The organism is Enterobacter chengduensis (assembly GCF_001984825.2).
Lineage (GTDB): Bacteria > Pseudomonadota > Gammaproteobacteria > Enterobacterales > Enterobacteriaceae > Enterobacter > Enterobacter chengduensis.
In genome coordinates this window covers 1,766,575-1,783,741 of sequence record NZ_CP043318.1, presented here as the reverse complement: position 1 = coordinate 1,783,741, position 17,167 = coordinate 1,766,575, and the positions used below count along the sequence as shown (strand labels likewise).

The window sequence follows — 17,167 nt, the reverse complement described above, 5'->3', positions numbered from 1 at the left end:
TTTCATGATCGAAAAAAGAAAAAGCCGGGCACTGAGGCCCGGCTTGATATAACCAAAAGCTGCGTTAGCTGGCGACAGCCATACCCACGGTCATATGCAACCCGTAGAACACGCCGCGGCCAATCAGTTCACCCGCCAGTACCAGCACAAAGGCCAGTGACAGCAGCGGCAGCGCGGGCTGATAGCCTTTAAGCTGAGGCGCGATCCAGAATACCAATGCCGCGGCCAGCAGCACGATGCGCCAGGCCATCAGAGAACCGTAGTCCGGCACCAGGGCAGAAGCCTGCTGGATAGAGCTGTGAATGGTTGCCAGCTCGGCCCCCTGCATCAGGGCGACTATCGCACTCACCACCAGCGCCAGCAGCGAAACCGCGGGCAGCAAACGCATTGCCCAGCCGTCTACGCCCGCCACGCGCAGCAGCAGGTAGCCGAGCAGCGGCCCGCCGATAAACATCGTCAGGAAGAAGCTCATCGGCGTCCAGACGCTGTACCAGGTTGGAACGGTATCGATGGTGTTATAGACGCGCACCATCATCCACACGAACACCACGCCCAGTAGCATGGTTACGATCAGCCACAGGCTGCGCAGGCCCGCTGGCAGCTTCTTCAACGCGGCCAGCAGCCAGCCCAGCCCACCGACGGCAAAGAAAATTGCCCCGCTGGCAATCTCGTTACTGAGGGACGATGCCCCCACGCGGTTCAGAGAGTTAAACGCGCGCATCGGTGAACCCAGGTGCAGCGTAGAGGCGATAAAGCCAATCCCCATCAGCACCCACAGGCCAAACATGCTCAACACCAGACGCTGCTGCTGCTCGGCATTAAGACGACCTTTCAACAGCGCCAGCGCGAGCACAATGAAGCCGCCCGCCACGCACTGACCAAAGACCGTGAAGATCATCAGCGGCCATTCATGCCATCCACTTCCCATCTCACACCTCCTTCGGGTTTGCCAGGTAGCCGGTGGTGTCACCTGTAGGACGGCTGTTGGCGTTAGGTTTAATCACAATACTCGGCTTCGTGAAGTGCGCAGACGGCAGCGGTGCCACTGCGGCAAGCTGACCGTGTTTTTGGCGCAGCTCGTCAATGGGACCAAAGTCCAGCGCGCGCAGCGGGCAGGACTCGACGCAGATCGGCTTTTTGCCGTCCGCCACGCGGGTGTGGCAACCGTCGCACTTGGTCATATGGCCTTTAGCAGCGTTGTACTGCGGCGCGCCGTACGGGCAGGCCATATGGCAGTAGCGGCAGCCAATGCAGACATCTTCATCCACCACCACAAAACCGTCTTCGCGCTTGTGCATCGCCCCGCTCGGGCAGACCTTGGTACAGGCCGGATCTTCGCAGTGGTTACAGGCAATCGACAGGTAATAGGCAAAGACGTTCTGATGCCAGACGCCGTTATCTTCCTGCCAGTCGCCCCCGGCGTATTCGTAGATGCGGCGGAAGCTCACGTCCGGCGTGAGATCTTTGTAATCTTTACAGGCCAGCTCGCAGGTTTTGCACCCGGTGCAACGGCTGGAATCAATGAAAAATCCATACTGGGTTGTCATCGGTTACTCCTTAAACCTTTTCAACCTGAACAAGGTTTGTGTGAGACGGGTTGCCCTTCGCCAACGGCGATGGACGCTGCGTGGTCAGCACGTTAATGCTGCCTGCCTGATCGATACGGTTGGCATCAGGGCTGTACCATGCCCCTTCTCCCAGCGCCACGACGCCCGGCATCATGCGCGGCGTGACTTTGGCTTCAATGTGCACCTCACCGCGGCCGTTAAAGATGCGTACGCGATCGCCATTGCTGATGCCGCGCGCTTTGGCATCCATCGGGTTGATCCACATCTCCTGACGGCAGGCGGCTTTAAGCACGTCGACGTTACCGTAGGTGGAGTGAACGCGGGCTTTGTAGTGGAAACCGGTCAACTGCAGCGGGAATTTCGCCGTCAGCGGATCGTTATAGTTTTCAAAACCCGGCGTGTAGATCGGCAGCGGATCGATAACGTCCCCTTCCGGCAGCTCCCAGGTCGACGCGATTTTTGCAAGTTCTTCGGAGTAGATTTCAATTTTGCCCGACGGCGTGGTCAGCGGGTTCGCCTGCGGATCTTCACGGAACGCTTTGTAGGCGACGTGATGCCCTTCCGGATCGCGCTGTTTGTACATCCCCTGCTTGCGGAAGGTATCGAAGTCCGGCAGGTCCGGGATGGCCTTGCGGGAAAGTTCATGCAGATGGCGCATCCACCCTTCCTGAGTACGTCCCTCGGTAAACTGCTGCTCAACGCCAAGACGTTTCGCAAGCTCGGAGGTCATCTCATAGATGGTTTTGCACTCGAAGCGCGGTTTGATCGCCTGGTCGGTAAAGATCACGTAGGACATGTTGCCGCAGGAGGCATCCAGCGCGAAGTCCATCTGCTCAGAGGCAGTACAGTCTGGCAGCAGGATATCGGCATATTTCGCCGAGGAGGTCATGTGGCAGTCGATGACCACAATCATCTCGCACTTCTTGTCATCCTGCAGGATTTCATGGGTACGGTTGATTTCCGAATGCTGATTGATCAGACAGTTACCGGCATAGTTCCAGATCATCTTGATCGGCACGTCCAGCTTGTCCTTGCCGCGCACGCCGTCGCGCAGGGCGGTCATTTCCGGCCCGCGTTCAATCGCATCGGTCCACATAAACATGGAGATGCTGGTCTGAACCGGGTTATCCAGCGTTGGCATACGTTCGAACGGCACTTCATACGAGCCTTCGCGCGCGCCGGTGTTACCGCCGTGAATGCCGACGTTACCGGTCAGAATGGAGAGCATGGAGATGGCGCGGGTCGCGATTTCACCGTTCGCATGACGCTGCGGGCCCCACCCCTGGCTGATGTAGGCCGGTTTGGCTGAGCCAATCTCACGCGCCAGTTGAACGATACGCTCGACCGGGATCCCGGTGATGGTGGACGCCCACTCCGGCGTTTTGGCCACGCCGTCGCTGCCCAGGCCAAGGATATAGGCCTTATAATGGCCATTCGCAGGCGCGCTGGCTGGAAGGGTTTTCTCGTCATAGCCGACGCAGTATTTATCCAGGAAGGGCTGATCGACGAGGTTTTCGGTGATCATTACCCACGCCAGCGCGGAGACCAGCGCCGCATCGGTACCGGGACGGATGGGGATCCACTCGTCTTCGCGCCCTGCACCGGTATCGGTATAGCGCGGATCGATAATGATCATACGGGCATTGGATTTAGCGCGCGCCTGCTCGAGGTAGTAGGTTACCCCGCCACCGCTCATGCGCGTCTCACCCGGGTTGTTCCCGAACAGGACGACAAGCCTGCTGTTTTCGATATCGGACGGGCTGTTGCCGTCGGCCCAGCCGCCGTAGGTATAGTTCAGGCCAGCAGCGATCTGCGCTGAGGAGTAGTCACCGTAATGATTAAGATACCCGCCGCAGCAGTTCATCAGGCGCGCTACCAGCGTTTTACCCGGTGGCCAGGAGCGGGTCAGCGTACCGCCGAGCGTCCCGGTGCCGTAGTTCAGATAGATGGATTCGTTGCCGTACTCTTTAATCAAACGCTGCATGTTGGTCGCGATGATGTCGTAGGCTTCGTCCCAGCTGATACGCTCGAACTTCCCTTCCCCACGCTTACCGACGCGCTTCATCGGATACTTCAGGCGATCCGGGTTATAGACGCGGCGACGCATGGAGCGTCCGCGCAGGCAGGCGCGGACCTGGTGTAACCCTTCGTAATTATCGTCCCCGGTATTGTCGGTTTCGACATATTTAATTTCGCCATCCACCACGTGCATACGCAGCGGGCAACGGCTACCGCAGTTGACCGTACACGCACTCCAGACCACTTTTTCCGGTGCTGAGGCGGGGGATAACGCATCCGCCGCTGACGCCAGTCGGGTGAAAGGGAGCGTGAAGGCGCTGCTGGCTACGGCCAGACCACCAATTGCCGTGGTTTTCATCAACCCACGGCGAGTGACCTCGGCAGCCAGTAATTCTTCAGGCGCGTTGATTTTCATAGAGACTCACTTTGGTTGCTCACAAAGAAAAGAGAGGCGGCGCACACCGCTATGTAGTTTTATATATAACGAAACGATTCGTTATCAGCTTTTTCTGCTGACTTTCATTCGGAGGAGTATTACTACTTTAGAGGCAGGGGGTATTGCGTCGTATCAATTCACGGGCATAAAAAAAGCGCCCGAAGGCGCTTTTTTTGTTTCGAGGCACATATTTAGCCGATGTACTGCTGGCCTTTCATGTATGGGCGCAGCACTTCAGGGATCTCGATACGGCCATCTGCCTGCTGGTAGTTTTCCAGCACGGCAACCAGCGTACGTCCCACGGCCAGACCCGAACCGTTCAGGGTATGCACCAGGCGGGTTTTCTTGTCAGATTTGCTGCGGCAGCGAGCCTGCATGCGGCGTGCCTGGAAATCCCAGACGTTAGAGCAGGAGGAGATCTCACGGTAGGTGTTCTGCGCAGGCACCCACACTTCCAGATCGAAGGTTTTGCAGGCGCCAAAGCCCATATCTCCGGTGCAAAGGGCCATACGACGGTACGGCAGACCCAGCAGCTCAAGCACTTTCTCAGCGTGGCCGGTCATCTCTTCCAGCGCGTCCATAGACTCTTCAGGACGAACGATCTGCACCATCTCGACTTTATCGAACTGGTGCATACGGATCAGACCGCGCGTGTCGCGACCGTAAGATCCTGCTTCAGAACGGAAGCACGGAGAGTGCGCCGTCAGCTTGATTGGCAGGTCGTCTTCGTCGATGATCTCATCGCGCACGAGGTTAGTCAGCGGCACTTCCGCGGTTGGGATCAGCGCGTAGTTGCTGCTGTCTGCTTCTTCATCCAGCGGACGAGTGTGGAACAGATCGCCGGCAAATTTCGGCAGCTGGCCCGTACCGTACAGCGTATCGTGGTTGACCAGATACGGCACATAGGTTTCGCTGTAGCCGTGCTGCTCGGTGTGCAGATCCAGCATGAACTGCGCCAGCGCGCGGTGCAGGTGGGCAATCTGGCCCTTCATCACCACGAAGCGGGAGCCGGTCAGCTTAACCGCGGCCGCAAAGTCCAGGCCCGCGTGCATTTCGCCCAGCGTCACGTGATCGCGCACCTCGAAGTCAAACTCGCGAGGCGTGCCCCAGCGTTTCACTTCAACGTTGTCGTTTTCATCTTTACCGGCAGGCACGCTGTCGTCAGGAATGTTCGGGATAGCCAGGGCAATATCGCGAATCTCGGCCTGAAGAACGTCCAGCTCGGCTTTCGCCTGATCCAGCTCTTCACCCAGTTTATTCACTTCCAGGCGTAATGGCTCAATGTCTTCCCCGCGTGCTTTCGCCTGGCCGATGGATTTCGATCGAGAGTTACGCTCTGCCTGCAGATTTTCAGTTTGTACCTGCAGAACTTTACGACGCTCTTCGAGAGCGCGCAGCTTATCTACATCCAGCTTAAAGCCCCGGCGTGCCAGTTTTTCAGCGACTGCGTCTGGCTCATTACGCAGCAGATTGGGATCGAGCATGCTTATCCTGTGCTTATCGAATTAAAATAGGAAATGTGGCCACAGCCTGCGGCCACAAGGATACAATTGCCAACATTACCGCAACGACTGAACTAACGGTAGCGTTTTATAGGGCTATTTTGATCCTGTCCGGCGAGCCAGGTGAGCTTTTCACCAATCTTGCCTTCAAGACCTCTGTTTGTGGGGTGATAATAACGCGTTTGTGCCATCTCCTGCGGGAAATATTCTTCCCCGGCGGCGTAGGCATTGGGTTCATCATGAGCGTAACGGTACTCCTGCCCATACCCCATCTCTTTCATCAGTTTGGTCGGCGCGTTACGCAGGTGAACCGGCACATCGTAGTCCGGCCGTTCGCGTGCATCGGACATTGCGGCTTTGAATGCGGTATAAACCGCATTGCTTTTCGGTGCACAGGCCAGATAGACAATCGCCTGCGCAATGGCGCGTTCACCTTCCGCGGGTCCAACGCGGGTAAAGCAGTCCCAGGCCGACAGCGCGACCTGCATGGCGCGAGGATCGGCATTGCCGACATCTTCTGACGCAATCGCCAGGCAGCGACGGGCCACGTAGAGCGGATCGCCACCCGCGGTGATAATACGCGCGTACCAGTAGAGCGCCGCATCCGGCGCGCTGCCGCGCACGGACTTATGCAGCGCCGAGATCAGGTCGTAAAAACGGTCGCCTTTGTTATCGAAACGCGCGCTGCGCTCCCCGGCAATTTCGGTGAGCAGTTCCGGTTTCAGCACCCGCTTGCCGGCATCGTCGACCTCGGCCATATCGGCCATCATCTCCAGCGTGTTCAGCGCCCGACGCGCATCGCCGTTAACCAGCTCGGCAATCGCACGACGGGTGTCCCCAGGCAGAACGATATCCTGCCCGCCGTAGCCGCGCGCGTTGTCGTCCATCGCCTGGGTGAGGACCTTTTCGATATCCTCGGTCGTCAGCGATTTGAGCAGGTAAACGCGCGCGCGGGAAAGCAGCGCCGAGTTCAGTTCAAAAGACGGGTTTTCGGTGGTCGCGCCGATGAAGAAGATCGTGCCGTCTTCAATATGCGGCAGGAAGGCATCCTGCTGGCTCTTGTTGAAGCGGTGGACTTCGTCCACGAAGAGGATGGTGCGCCGCCCGGCATTACGGTTCTGCCGCGCACGCTCGATCGCTTCACGGATCTCCTTCACGCCGGAGGTCACCGCCGAGATGCGTTCGACGTCCGCGTTGGCATAGCGGGCAATCACTTCTGCAAGCGTGGTCTTGCCGGTGCCCGGGGGCCCCCAGAGGATCATGGAGTGAAGATGCCCGGCCTCAATGGCACGGGGCAAAGGCTTACCGGCAGCCAGCAGGTGCTGCTGGCCGATGTACTGCGCTAAATTTTCTGGCCGCATACGAGCGGCCAGAGGTTGAAACGCGTTATCCGAAAAATCGAGCGACAGGTTGCTCACTCACGCCTCTTACTTATTGCGTTGATCGTCCACCGTTACGCCCTGCGGCGGGGTAAAGGTGAATTTCGATGCATCCACGGCGCCGTTCTGCTGAGACTTGAGCTGGTAACTGCTGCGCTGATCGTCTTGCTCAACCGCGCCGAACTGATTGATGGTACCGTTGGTGCTTACGTTAATGGTGAACTGCTTCAGGTTGCCGTTGCTGCCTTTCGGCGTCAGGACAAACTCGTCACCCGTCTGTTTAATATTGTACTGCTGCCAGTCGCTGGCCTGGTTGCGGGCAATCAGCATAAATGGCGTATTGCTGGTGGCATCTTTCAGCCAGGTCGCCGTGGCCTGCTCAACGAACGGGTTGAAGAACCACAGTGTTTTACCGTCAGAGACCAGGATGCTTTCATCCGGCTGGGTCATGTGCCAGTTAAACAGATTTGGGCGTTTTACCCACAAATCCCCCTGACCTTCCTGCACCGCGTTGCCGCTGCCGTCAGTCACTTTTTGCGTGAAGCTGGCGTGGAAGCTGCTTACTTTATCCAGTCGGCTTTTAAGGTCGCTGGCTGCATCAGCCCAGACGCTGCTGGCGACAAAACTGGTGAGTAATGCACAGGCGATGGCGATTTTTTTCATTGTTATTCCTTAAAATACGTCTTCCCGATATGGGGTTTCCGTCTTCTATTCTGGACCTGCCCGGAGGCAGGCGACAGAAGAAAATGCTTAATTTTGGCTGATTTACCCTTCTTTGCAATCGCTGAAGGTTAATCAAACGGCGGCGGTGCCAGCACCTCGCGGTTGCCGTTGTGCCCCTGCTCGCTCACGATGCCCTGCGCTTCCATTTGCTCGATGATACGCGCTGCGCGGTTATAGCCGATGCGGAACTGGCGCTGTACGCCGGAAATGGACGCCTTGCGCTTTTCGGTAACGAAGTTAACCGCCTGATCGAATAACGGATCCAGCTCTTCGCCGCCGTCGAAGCCACCGCCGCCGCCTTCGCTTTCCGAATCACTGGTAATGCCGTCAACGTATTGTGGACGACCGCGCGCTTTCCAGTCCTGCACGACGGCGTGAACTTCCTCATCGCGGACAAACGCACCGTGGACGCGCACCGGAGAGGTGGAGTTCGGGCCGGAATAGAGCATGTCACCCATACCCAGCAGGGACTCAGCGCCGCCCTGGTCAAGAATGGTGCGGGAGTCAATTTTACTTGATACGGTAAAGGCGATACGCGTCGGAATGTTCGCTTTGATAAGACCGGTAATCACGTCCACGGAAGGACGCTGGGTCGCCAGCACAAGGTGAATACCGGCCGCACGCGCTTTCTGCGCCAGACGGGCAATCAACTCTTCCACTTTCTTACCGACGGTCATCATCAGGTCAGCGAATTCATCGACCAGCACGACGATATAAGGCAGTTTTTCCAGCACCGGATGCTGGGCATCCATGCTGTCGCCCGGCTTCCAGTAAGGATCCGGAATCGGACGCCCCATACGCATCGCCTGGGCGATTTTCTCGTTATAGCCAGCCAGGTTACGCACGCCCAGCGCAGACATCAGCTTGTAGCGGCGCTCCATCTCGTTGACGCTCCAGCGCAGCGCGTTGGCGGCGTCCTTCATGTCGGTCACGACTTCGGTCAGCAGATGCGGAATGCCTTCGTAGACCGACAGTTCCAGCATTTTCGGGTCGATCATGATGAAACGCACATCTTCCGGCTGCGCTTTATAGAGCATGCTGAGGATCATGGCGTTCACGCCGACGGATTTACCGGAACCAGTGGTACCCGCCACCAGCAGGTGAGGCATTTTCGCGAGATCGGCCACCACCGGATCGCCGGCGATATCTTTACCCAGCACCACGGTCAGCGGAGATGGGTTATCGCGGAATTTGATGTTATCCAGCACTTCACGCAGGTAGACGGTCTGACGTTTCTTGTTCGGCAGCTCCAGACCCACGTACGGTTTACCCGGTATCACTTCCACCACGCGCACCGCAACGGTCGACAGCGAACGCGCCAGGTCGCGAGAGAGGTTGGAAATACGCGCGGCCTTAACGCCCGGCGCCAGGTTCAGTTCGAAACGGGTGATAACGGGGCCCGGCGAGTAGTTCACCACATCTGCCTTAATGCGGAAGTCAGCCAGACGGGCTTCCACCAGACGCGCCATCTGCTCCAGCGCGAAGGTATCAACGGGTTCCACTTCTGACGGCGGCGGCGTTAACAGATCCAGAGACGGCAGCGGCGTGCTGGGACGCTGCAGCGGACGGCTGTCGCCGTTACGCATTAACAGCGGGTGAATCAGGCTCTCCTGCGGCTGTGGCGCAGGCTGCTGGAACTGCGGCGCCTGCTGATGCGGCTGCTGCGGTTGTGCATACGGCTGTTGAACAGGCTGCTGCGGCTGCGCGTAGGCCTGCGGCGCTGGCTGCTGGCGCACCGGCTCTGCTTCCGGCATCACGCTCGGGGTAAACAACGGCTCGCTCGGGCCATCATCCACCAGATCCTTCATCGGTGAGAATTCGAAATCAGACAGCGAGAACGGATTTGCGCCAGCCGGTTGTTCACCGGAATAGCGCTGCTGCTGGGTGGCGGCAAACTGGCGCGCTAATTCGGCCTCTGCCGCGTCATCTTCATCTTCCAGCGCCGGTTCATCGTGCTGATACTCTTCGCCGTAGCGTTGATTCTGCTGCGCAGCGAACTGGCGGGCCAGCTCGTCCTGCTGCATGTCATCGCCGTCGTCTTCATACTCGAGCTCGCGCGCTTTCTCTTCGGCCATACGCTGGGAAGGCAGCTTGATGCCATAAGAAGCAAGCTCGCGGCGGGTTGGCACGCGGACGCGGTTAGGGCGAGGCAGCTGCGGACCAATTCCCTCCTTCACCTGAGGACGCGGCGCACCGCCCGTTGCCAGGCTAAAAACAGGTGCAGCCACGGCAGCGGCCGCCGTAGCCTGCTTCACGCTTTCCGCTACGGGGGCAACCGCAGGCGTCGGGTCGACCGGTGGCACTGAAGCAGATGGCGTTCTCGTCACCGGCTCCTGCACCGGTTCAGGCACGGGCTGATACCAGGCCGCCAGTTGCTCGCGTTCACGCGCACGGCGCTCTTCTACTTCTTCAAAATAGTACAGCGGTGGACGCGCAGGCTTCACCTCTTCCACGATTTCAGGTTCAGGCTGCGGCTCGGCATAAGGCTGCACCGGCTCGACCGGGTCAGGTGCATATTCCTGATAAGGCTGGGCCACTGGCTGCTGATATGGCTGCGGTTCATACTCAGGCTGCGGCGGCTGATAAGGCTGCTGCCACTGCTCCTGTTGCACTGGGATGTAGCTTTCAGGTTCAGGCGCGATAGTCGGCTCCGGCGTATGAACGCCTGGTGCAGTTTGCCAGTTAACCTGAGGCTGCTGAATAACGGACTCCGGCGGCGACACCGGCGCGGATGGCGTCACGGCGTCGACAGGCGCGGCATACGCCTGCGCAGCGGTCGTCGCGGCTGCGGCTGCGGCAACCGGTTCGGTCACCGAGTGGCCGTTTAACAACGGATCGTATTCGTCGAAATCGCCAGGCGTGGCCCGGCTGCCGGAGAAGAGCACATCGTCAGGATCGACGGCGACACCCGCAGCGCGATACGCCACCTGCTCGTCTTCATCCATACGTTTACCGGAGAAGAGCGCCGCATCGGTTTTACGCCCTAGCGGGTTGGCAAATTTCTCCGCAACGCGCTGACGGCGCGCCAGCGCGCCGCGCAGAATACGGGCACGGCGAGACTCGCGACGCTGCACAGGCGCGTCATCTTCCTCTTCATCTTCGTACTCGTCTTCATCAACCCACGTATCGTCGCGGCGGGTACGGTTGCTGGCGAAGGTCAGAATGGTGAGGATAAAACTGCCTATTTTCTCGGCAATGCTCACCCAGGACCAGCCGGTAAACAGCGTCAGACCGGCCGCCCAGATGCAGAGCAGCGCCAGCGTACCGCCGCTGCTGTGCAGCATTGGTTGCAGTGCAGAACTTAATAAGCTGCCGATGACCCCGCCTGAGGCGAAGTACCAGATATCATCCGCATTGATTGCGGCCAGCCCGCAGGAGGTGAGGATCAGCGCCAGCGCGCCAATCAGGCGCAGCGACACGGCGAAATAGTCGATATAATCGTCGTTCTGACGATGACGCCACGCAAACCAGCATCCGCCAATGATAATCACGGGAAGCGTATAGGCCATTACACCGAAAATGAAAAACAGCGTGTCCGCAAGCCAGGCACCGGGGACGCCGCCTAAATTATGGATAGGTTCATGCCATGCAGTTTGTGACCAGCTGGGATCTGAGGGGTTGAAACTGAGTAAGGCTGCCATCAGCCAGACGGCAAAAAGGGCAATAACAATCAGCAAAGCCTCGAGGAGACGACGTCCGCTGCTTAGCTTCGATAGTGTGACTTCTTTGTCTTCAGTGTATTCCTGGCTCAAGAAAGGCTCTCCAGGTATCAGGCATATCCTGCCTGTTTGCTAAAACGGACAACAGCGCCGGGGCTCCCCGGCACTGTTGCTGTATGGATTAACAGGAGTGTAATCAAACTACGCTGATTTTGCACCTGTTCCGTGTTAGCGCGTCTTAATAACCAGACGATTGCTCTGTTTGACCTCTTCCATCACCACATAAGTACGGGTGTCGTTCACGCCTGGCAGACGCAGCAGGGTTTCCCCCAGCAGCTTGCGGTAGGCGGACATATCAGGCACACGGGTTTTCAACAGGTAGTCGAAATCACCGGAAACCAGGTGACACTCTTGAATTTCTTCAAGTTTTTGTACAGCGGCGTTAAATTGCTCAAACACATCCGGCGCACCACGATTCAGAGTAATCTCAACAAATACCAGAAGTGAGGCATCCAGATAATGCGGGTTCAGCAGAGCAGTATAGCCCTGAATGAAACCCTGTCTTTCCAGTCGGCGCACACGCTCAAGGCACGGCGTCGGGGAAAGTCCCACACGTTTTGAAAGCTCGACGTTGGAAATACGCCCATCCTTTTGCAATTCATTAAGAATGTTACGATCGATACGGTCGAGATCTTTGCCAGGGCGCTTCTTGCTATCTACCATTATTATTGTCTCTCTGTATTCCTTCCCTACTCCTGCCTGGACCCTGTGCACATCACTGTTCAGAGCCTGTACCCGTTAGTCATCACATCGCCTGATTTTGTATTAGACGCGATGCGGATTCGGGTTCTGTTGGTAAGAAGACCGTTGCCCTAAGGCCGTCACCGACATCACGTATGGCGTCTGTCCACGCCATGCGTAGATTTCACTGACCCGGTAAAAATGGCATTTACGTGCATGCCTATGCGGCATACGGTTAACGCAGTTTTTTTTCTTCCTTGAATGTTTTCGCAAAAGCGCAGGGGATTGTCAAAGCAAAACATCGTTTTTTAGTACAACATGCCGGATATTCATTACGCCGGGGGATTAATCCTCATTTTATTGCCTTACAAACGACCGATTTTCAGCAGAAAGCGTGATGTTATAGCGCATCATTCATCGTCCGCGACTATTACACAGATTGATATCAAAATTGCTGTGCTCTTTTTTTACGACAACAAATTCCCTACAATCCAGCCAAATGTCTGCCAACAACAATGGGGATCTCATGGGCACGGCCAAACACAGTAAGCTGCTAATCCTTGGTTCTGGACCTGCGGGATATACCGCAGCGGTCTATGCTGCACGCGCTAACCTGCACCCGGTACTCATCACCGGTATGGAAAAAGGCGGTCAGCTGACCACCACCACCGAAGTGGAAAACTGGCCAGGGGACCCGAACGACCTGACCGGGCCGCTGCTGATGGAACGTATGCACGAGCATGCCGCGAAATTCGAAACCGAAATTCTGTTCGACCACATCAACAAGGTCGATCTGCAGAACCGTCCGTTCCGCCTGACGGGCGACAGCGGCGAATACACCTGCGACGCGCTGATCGTCGCCACCGGTGCCTCTGCCCGCTACCTCGGCCTGCCATCCGAAGAGGCGTTCAAAGGCCGCGGCGTCTCTGCCTGCGCCACCTGTGACGGTTTCTTCTACCGCAATCAGAAGGTCGCGGTCATCGGCGGCGGTAACACCGCGGTGGAAGAAGCGCTCTACCTGGCCAACATTGCCTCTGAGGTGCACCTGATCCACCGTCGCGAGACCTTCCGCGCGGAGAAGATCCTGATCAAGCGCCTGATGGATAAAGTGGCAAGCGGCAACATCGTGCTGCACACCAACCGTACCCTGGAAGAGGTGACGGGCGACCAGATGGGCGTTGCCGGTCTGCGTATCCGCGATACCCAGAACACCGATAAGGTCGAAACGCTGGAAGTAGCGGGTCTGTTTGTGGCGATCGGTCACAGCCCGAACACTGCCATCTTCGACGGCCAGCTGGAGCTGGAAAACGGCTACATCAAAGTGCAGTCCGGCATTCACGGTAACGCGACCCAGACCAGTATTCCGGGCGTGTTCGCGGCTGGCGACGTGATGGACCATATCTACCGTCAGGCGATCACCTCTGCGGGCACCGGCTGTATGGCCGCGCTGGACGCTGAACGCTACCTCGACGGGCTGGCTGAACAAGGCAAATAATCTTTACAAGTCAGTAACAAACGTAAATAAAGGCGGCGATAAGTCGCCTTTATTGTCTCCCCGTTGTAACATTGCGCTGCCCAATTTCTAATAACGTCACCTGCAAAGTACGCAATGGAAAAAACCCGTCAACAAGAGTTAACACGCTGGCTGAAACAGCAAAGCGTTATTTCCCGCCGCTGGCTTATGATTTCCCGTCTGCTGGGGTTCGTTAGCGGTCTGTTGATTGTTGCCCAGGCATGGCTGCTGGCCCGCATTCTTAATCACATGATCATGGAGAACATCCCGCGCGAAGCGCTCCTGCTGCCCTTTATTGTCCTGATCCTGATTTTTATCCTGCGCGCCTGGGTGGTATGGCTGCGTGAGCGCGTCGGTTTTCACGCCGGACAGCATATCCGCTACGAGATCCGTCGTCAGGTGCTCGACAGGCTTCAGGAAGCCGGGCCCGCGTGGATCCAGGGCAAACCTGCCGGAAGCTGGGCGACGCTGATCCTTGAGCAGATTGACGATATGCACGACTACTACGCGCGCTATTTGCCGCAGATGGCCCTTGCCGTCTTCGTTCCGGTGCTGATCGTCATCGCCATCTTCCCGGTGAACTGGATGGCGGCGCTGATTCTGATGGGCACCGCCCCGCTGATCCCGCTGTTTATGGCGCTGGTCGGCATGGGGGCAGCGGATGCCAACCGCCGCAACTTCCTGGCGCTGGGTCGCCTCAGCGGCCATTTCCTCGATCGCCTTCGCGGCATGGAGACGCTGCGCATTTTTGGCCGCGGTGAAGCGGAAACCGAAAACATTCGTCAGGCATCGCAGGACTTCCGCCAGCGCACCATGGAAGTGCTCCGCCTCGCCTTCCTGTCTTCCGGCGTACTGGAATTCTTTACCTCGCTGTCGATTGCCCTCGTGGCGGTCTACTTTGGCTTCTCCTATCTTGGCGCGCTGGATTTCGGCCATTACGGCACGGCGGTGACCCTTTCCGCCGGGTTCCTGGCGCTGATCCTGGCCCCGGAGTTTTTCCAGCCGCTTCGCGATCTAGGGACCTTCTATCACGCCAAAGCGCAGGCGGTTGGCGCTGCCGACAGCCTGAAAACGTTCCTTGAAACGCCGCTGGCCCACCCGGAACGGGGTGACGTGACGCTGAACGCTAACGAACCCGTGACCATTGAAGCGCAGGACTTTTCCATTCTGTCCCCCGAGGGCAAAGTGCTCGCCGGTCCGCTGAACTTTACCTTACCGGCCGGACAGCGCGTGGTGCTCGTCGGCACCAGCGGTTCCGGTAAAAGTTCTCTGCTGAACGCGCTATCCGGCTTTATGGCCTACACGGGCTCACTGCGGATCAACAAAACCGAACTGCGCAACCTCGATCCTGACGCCTGGCGTAAACAGCTCAGCTGGGTCGGGCAAAACCCGCAGCTGCCCGCCGCTACGCTGCGTGAAAACGTCCTGCTGGCGCGCCCGAACGCGCGTGAAGATGAACTCCAATCGGTCCTTGACCGCGCATGGGTCAGCGAGTTTTTGCCGCTGCTCCCGCGAGGGGTGGATACCGTGGTCGGCGACCAGTCCGCCGGGCTGTCGGTCGGACAGGCGCAGCGTGTGGCCGTTGCCCGCGCGCTGCTTAACCCATGCCAGCTGATGCTGCTGGACGAGCCCGCCGCCAGCCTGGATGCCCACAGCGAGCAGCGCGTGATGGAGGCCCTGAACGCCGCCTCCCGGCAGCAAACCACCCTGATGGTCACCCACCAGCTGGAGGGCATTGCCGACTGGGACCAGATCTGGGTCATGGAAAACGGCCGTATTGTTGAGCAAGGCGATTACGCCTCTCTCGTTGCCGCGCAGGGGCCGTTTGCCGCCCTGCTGGCGAACCGTCAGGAGGACATCTGATGCGTGCTCTACTGCCTTATCTGGCGCTCTATAAACGCCACAAATGGATGCTGACGCTGGGGATTGTGCTGGCGATTGTCACGCTGCTCGCCAGCATCGGCCTGCTCACGCTTTCCGGCTGGTTCCTGTCGGCCTCGGCCGTCGCGGGGTTCGCCGGGTTATACAGCTTCAACTATATGCTTCCGGCAGCGGGCGTTCGCGGCACCGCCATCACCCGCACGGCCGGACGCTATTTCGAACGGCTGGTCAGCCACGACGCCACTTTCCGCGTGCTGCAGCACCTGCGTATCTACACCTTCAGCAAGCTGCTGCCCCTCTCCCCTGCCGGGCTGGCGCGTTTTCGTCAGGGCGAGCTGCTTAACCGCGTCGTTGCCGATGTCGACACGCTGGATCACCTGTATCTGCGCGTAATCTCCCCGATCGTGGGCGCGTTTGTGGTGATTGTGGTGGTTACGCTGGGGCTGTCTGTTCTCGATGTTCCCGTTGCGCTGACGCTCGGCGGGATCATGCTGCTGACGCTCATCATTCTTCCCCCGCTGTTTTACCGCGCCGGGAAATCCACCGGGGAAAACCTGACGCGACTGCGCGGGGACTACCGCCAGCAGCTGACCTCCTGGCTTCAGGGACAGGCAGAGCTGACCATTTTTGGCGCCAGCAAGCGCTACCGCGCCCGAATGGAAAGTACGGAGCTGAACTGGCATGAGGCCCAGCGCCGTCAGTCGGAGCTGACGGCCTTCTCTCAGGCGCTGATGATGTTAATCGGCGGCGTGGCGGTCATTGCCATGCTGTGGCTTACTTCCGGCGATATCGGCGGAAATACCCAGCCGGGCCCCCTTATAGCCCTTTTCGTCTTCTGTGCGCTGGCCGCGTTTGAAGCGCTGGCCCCTGTAACGGGTGCCTTCCAGCATCTGGGCCAGGTGATCGCCTCTGCCCTGCGCATCACGCAAATTGCCGAGCAGGAGCCTGAAGTGACGTTCAGCGCCGGGCAGACCGCTGTACCCGAGCAGGTTGCACTGACGCTTGAAGATGTCACCTTCAGCTATGACAGGCAGGCGCAGAACGCGCTGGACGGTATCACTCTTTCGGTCAATGCAGGTCAGCGGATTGCGATCCTCGGCCGTACCGGCTGCGGTAAATCGACGCTGCTGCAGCTGCTGACCCGCGCCTGGGATCCGCAGCGCGGTCAGATTCGCTTCAACAATACGCTGCTGACTGATTTCAGCGAGCCGGCCCTGCGTAAGACCGTAAGCGTTGTTCCTCAGCGCGTGCATCTGTTTAGCGCCACGCTGCGCGATAACCTGCTGCTGGCCGCACCGGAGGCCTCTGACGATGCGCTTCGTGCCGTGCTTGAACAGGTCGGCCTGCAAAAGCTGCTTGAGGACGATGGGTTGAACGGCTGGCTGGGCGAAGGCGGCCGCCAGCTCTCCGGCGGTGAGCTGCGCCGTCTGGCGATTGCGCGCGCGCTGCTGCACGATGCGCCGCTGATACTGCTCGACGAGCCCACCGAAGGGCTTGACGCCACAACCGAGAGCCAAATCCTTGATTTACTGGCCAATGTCATGACGGGCAAAACCGTGCTGATGGTCACGCATCGCCTGCGCGGACTGGCGAGTTTTGATCGGATAATTGTGATGGACAACGGGCACATTATTGAGCAAGGTAATCACGCACAGCTGCTGGCGAAACAGGGTCGCTACTACCAGTTTAAACAGCGTCTGTAGACTATATTTGTAGCGTCCTCACTCGCGTACTGGAGTTTTGCTG

General features: G+C 58.4%; 11 protein-coding genes. 3 read left to right on the top strand and 8 right to left on the bottom strand.

All coding sequences use genetic code 11. The features are described 5' to 3' along the window. Nucleotides 1-64: 64 nt before the first annotated feature. The 8 genes from FY206_RS08755 to lrp all read right to left on the bottom strand — a co-directional run bounded on the left by FY206_RS08755 (nt 65) and on the right by lrp (nt 12,009). Entirely contained in the window at nt 65-928 is an 864-nt protein-coding gene (locus FY206_RS08755) for a dimethyl sulfoxide reductase anchor subunit family protein (RefSeq protein ID WP_032639249.1), read from the bottom strand. A 1-nt stretch (nt 929) separates the two neighbouring features. After that, nucleotides 930-1,547: a DMSO/selenate family reductase complex B subunit gene (locus FY206_RS08750; RefSeq protein WP_032639247.1), complete on the bottom strand. Its 618-nt coding sequence runs from the start codon at nt 1,545-1,547 to the stop codon at nt 930-932. A gap of 10 nt (nt 1,548-1,557) precedes the next feature. Further along, entirely contained in the window at nt 1,558-4,002 is a 2,445-nt protein-coding gene (dmsA, locus tag FY206_RS08745) for a dimethylsulfoxide reductase subunit A (protein WP_032639244.1), read from the bottom strand. Nucleotides 4,003-4,214: 212 nt separating this feature from the next. Further along, complete coding sequence (gene serS / locus FY206_RS08740) at nt 4,215-5,507, bottom strand: serine--tRNA ligase (protein ID WP_032639242.1); 1,293 nt, start codon at nt 5,505-5,507, stop codon at nt 4,215-4,217. A 92-nt stretch (nt 5,508-5,599) separates the two neighbouring features. Further along, nucleotides 5,600-6,943 carry a replication-associated recombination protein RarA gene (rarA, locus tag FY206_RS08735; protein ID WP_032639240.1) on the bottom strand — a complete coding sequence of 448 codons (1,344 nt, stop codon included), beginning with the start codon at nt 6,941-6,943 and terminating at the stop codon, nt 5,600-5,602. Between the two features lie 9 nt (nt 6,944-6,952). After that, the gene (gene lolA, locus FY206_RS08730) at nt 6,953-7,567 is read right to left on the bottom strand and encodes an outer membrane lipoprotein periplasmic chaperone LolA (protein ID WP_032639238.1); all 615 of its coding nucleotides are present in this window, start codon (nt 7,565-7,567) and stop codon (nt 6,953-6,955) included. A 128-nt stretch (nt 7,568-7,695) separates the two neighbouring features. Further along, the gene (locus FY206_RS08725) at nt 7,696-11,379 is read right to left on the bottom strand and encodes a DNA translocase FtsK 4TM domain-containing protein (RefSeq protein ID WP_032639237.1); all 3,684 of its coding nucleotides are present in this window, start codon (nt 11,377-11,379) and stop codon (nt 7,696-7,698) included. Nucleotides 11,380-11,514: 135 nt separating this feature from the next. After that, nucleotides 11,515-12,009 carry a leucine-responsive transcriptional regulator Lrp gene (gene lrp, locus FY206_RS08720; protein ID WP_000228469.1) on the bottom strand — a complete coding sequence of 165 codons (495 nt, stop codon included), beginning with the start codon at nt 12,007-12,009 and terminating at the stop codon, nt 11,515-11,517. A gap of 544 nt (nt 12,010-12,553) precedes the next feature. Here lrp and trxB point away from each other — a divergent pair. From trxB to cydC, 3 genes are all read left to right on the top strand, one after another. Beyond that, nucleotides 12,554-13,522, top strand: coding sequence for a thioredoxin-disulfide reductase (gene trxB / locus FY206_RS08710; RefSeq protein WP_032639235.1), 969 nt, complete (start codon nt 12,554-12,556; stop codon nt 13,520-13,522). 114 nt (nt 13,523-13,636) lie between these two features. Beyond that, a complete protein-coding gene (cydD, locus tag FY206_RS08705) occupies nt 13,637-15,403 on the top strand; it encodes a heme ABC transporter permease/ATP-binding protein CydD (RefSeq protein WP_077064060.1) in 1,767 nt (588 codons plus the stop codon). Further along, on the top strand, nt 15,403-17,124 hold the full coding sequence (cydC, locus tag FY206_RS08700) for a heme ABC transporter ATP-binding protein/permease CydC (RefSeq protein ID WP_032639232.1): 1,722 nt from the start codon (nt 15,403-15,405) through the stop codon (nt 17,122-17,124). The genes cydD and cydC overlap by 1 nt, the downstream gene beginning before the upstream one ends. The last annotated feature ends 43 nt before the right edge of the window (nt 17,125-17,167 follow it).

Bases quoted from the DNA above. Each gene is read 5' to 3' on its own strand.
- cydD (WP_077064060.1), top strand. From the start codon at position 13,637: ATGGAAAAAACCCGTCAACAAGAGTTAACACGCTGGCTGAAACAGCAA.
- trxB (WP_032639235.1), top strand. From the start codon at position 12,554: ATGGGCACGGCCAAACACAGTAAGCTGCTAATCCTTGGTTCTGGACCT.
- dmsA (WP_032639244.1), bottom strand. From the start codon at position 4,002: ATGAAAATCAACGCGCCTGAAGAATTACTGGCTGCCGAGGTCACTCGC.
- lolA (WP_032639238.1), bottom strand. From the start codon at position 7,567: ATGAAAAAAATCGCCATCGCCTGTGCATTACTCACCAGTTTTGTCGCC.
- FY206_RS08750 (WP_032639247.1), bottom strand. From the start codon at position 1,547: ATGACAACCCAGTATGGATTTTTCATTGATTCCAGCCGTTGCACCGGG.
- FY206_RS08755 (WP_032639249.1), bottom strand. From the start codon at position 928: ATGGGAAGTGGATGGCATGAATGGCCGCTGATGATCTTCACGGTCTTT.
- serS (WP_032639242.1), bottom strand. From the start codon at position 5,507: ATGCTCGATCCCAATCTGCTGCGTAATGAGCCAGACGCAGTCGCTGAA.
- lrp (WP_000228469.1), bottom strand. From the start codon at position 12,009: ATGGTAGATAGCAAGAAGCGCCCTGGCAAAGATCTCGACCGTATCGAT.
- cydC (WP_032639232.1), top strand. From the start codon at position 15,403: ATGCGTGCTCTACTGCCTTATCTGGCGCTCTATAAACGCCACAAATGG.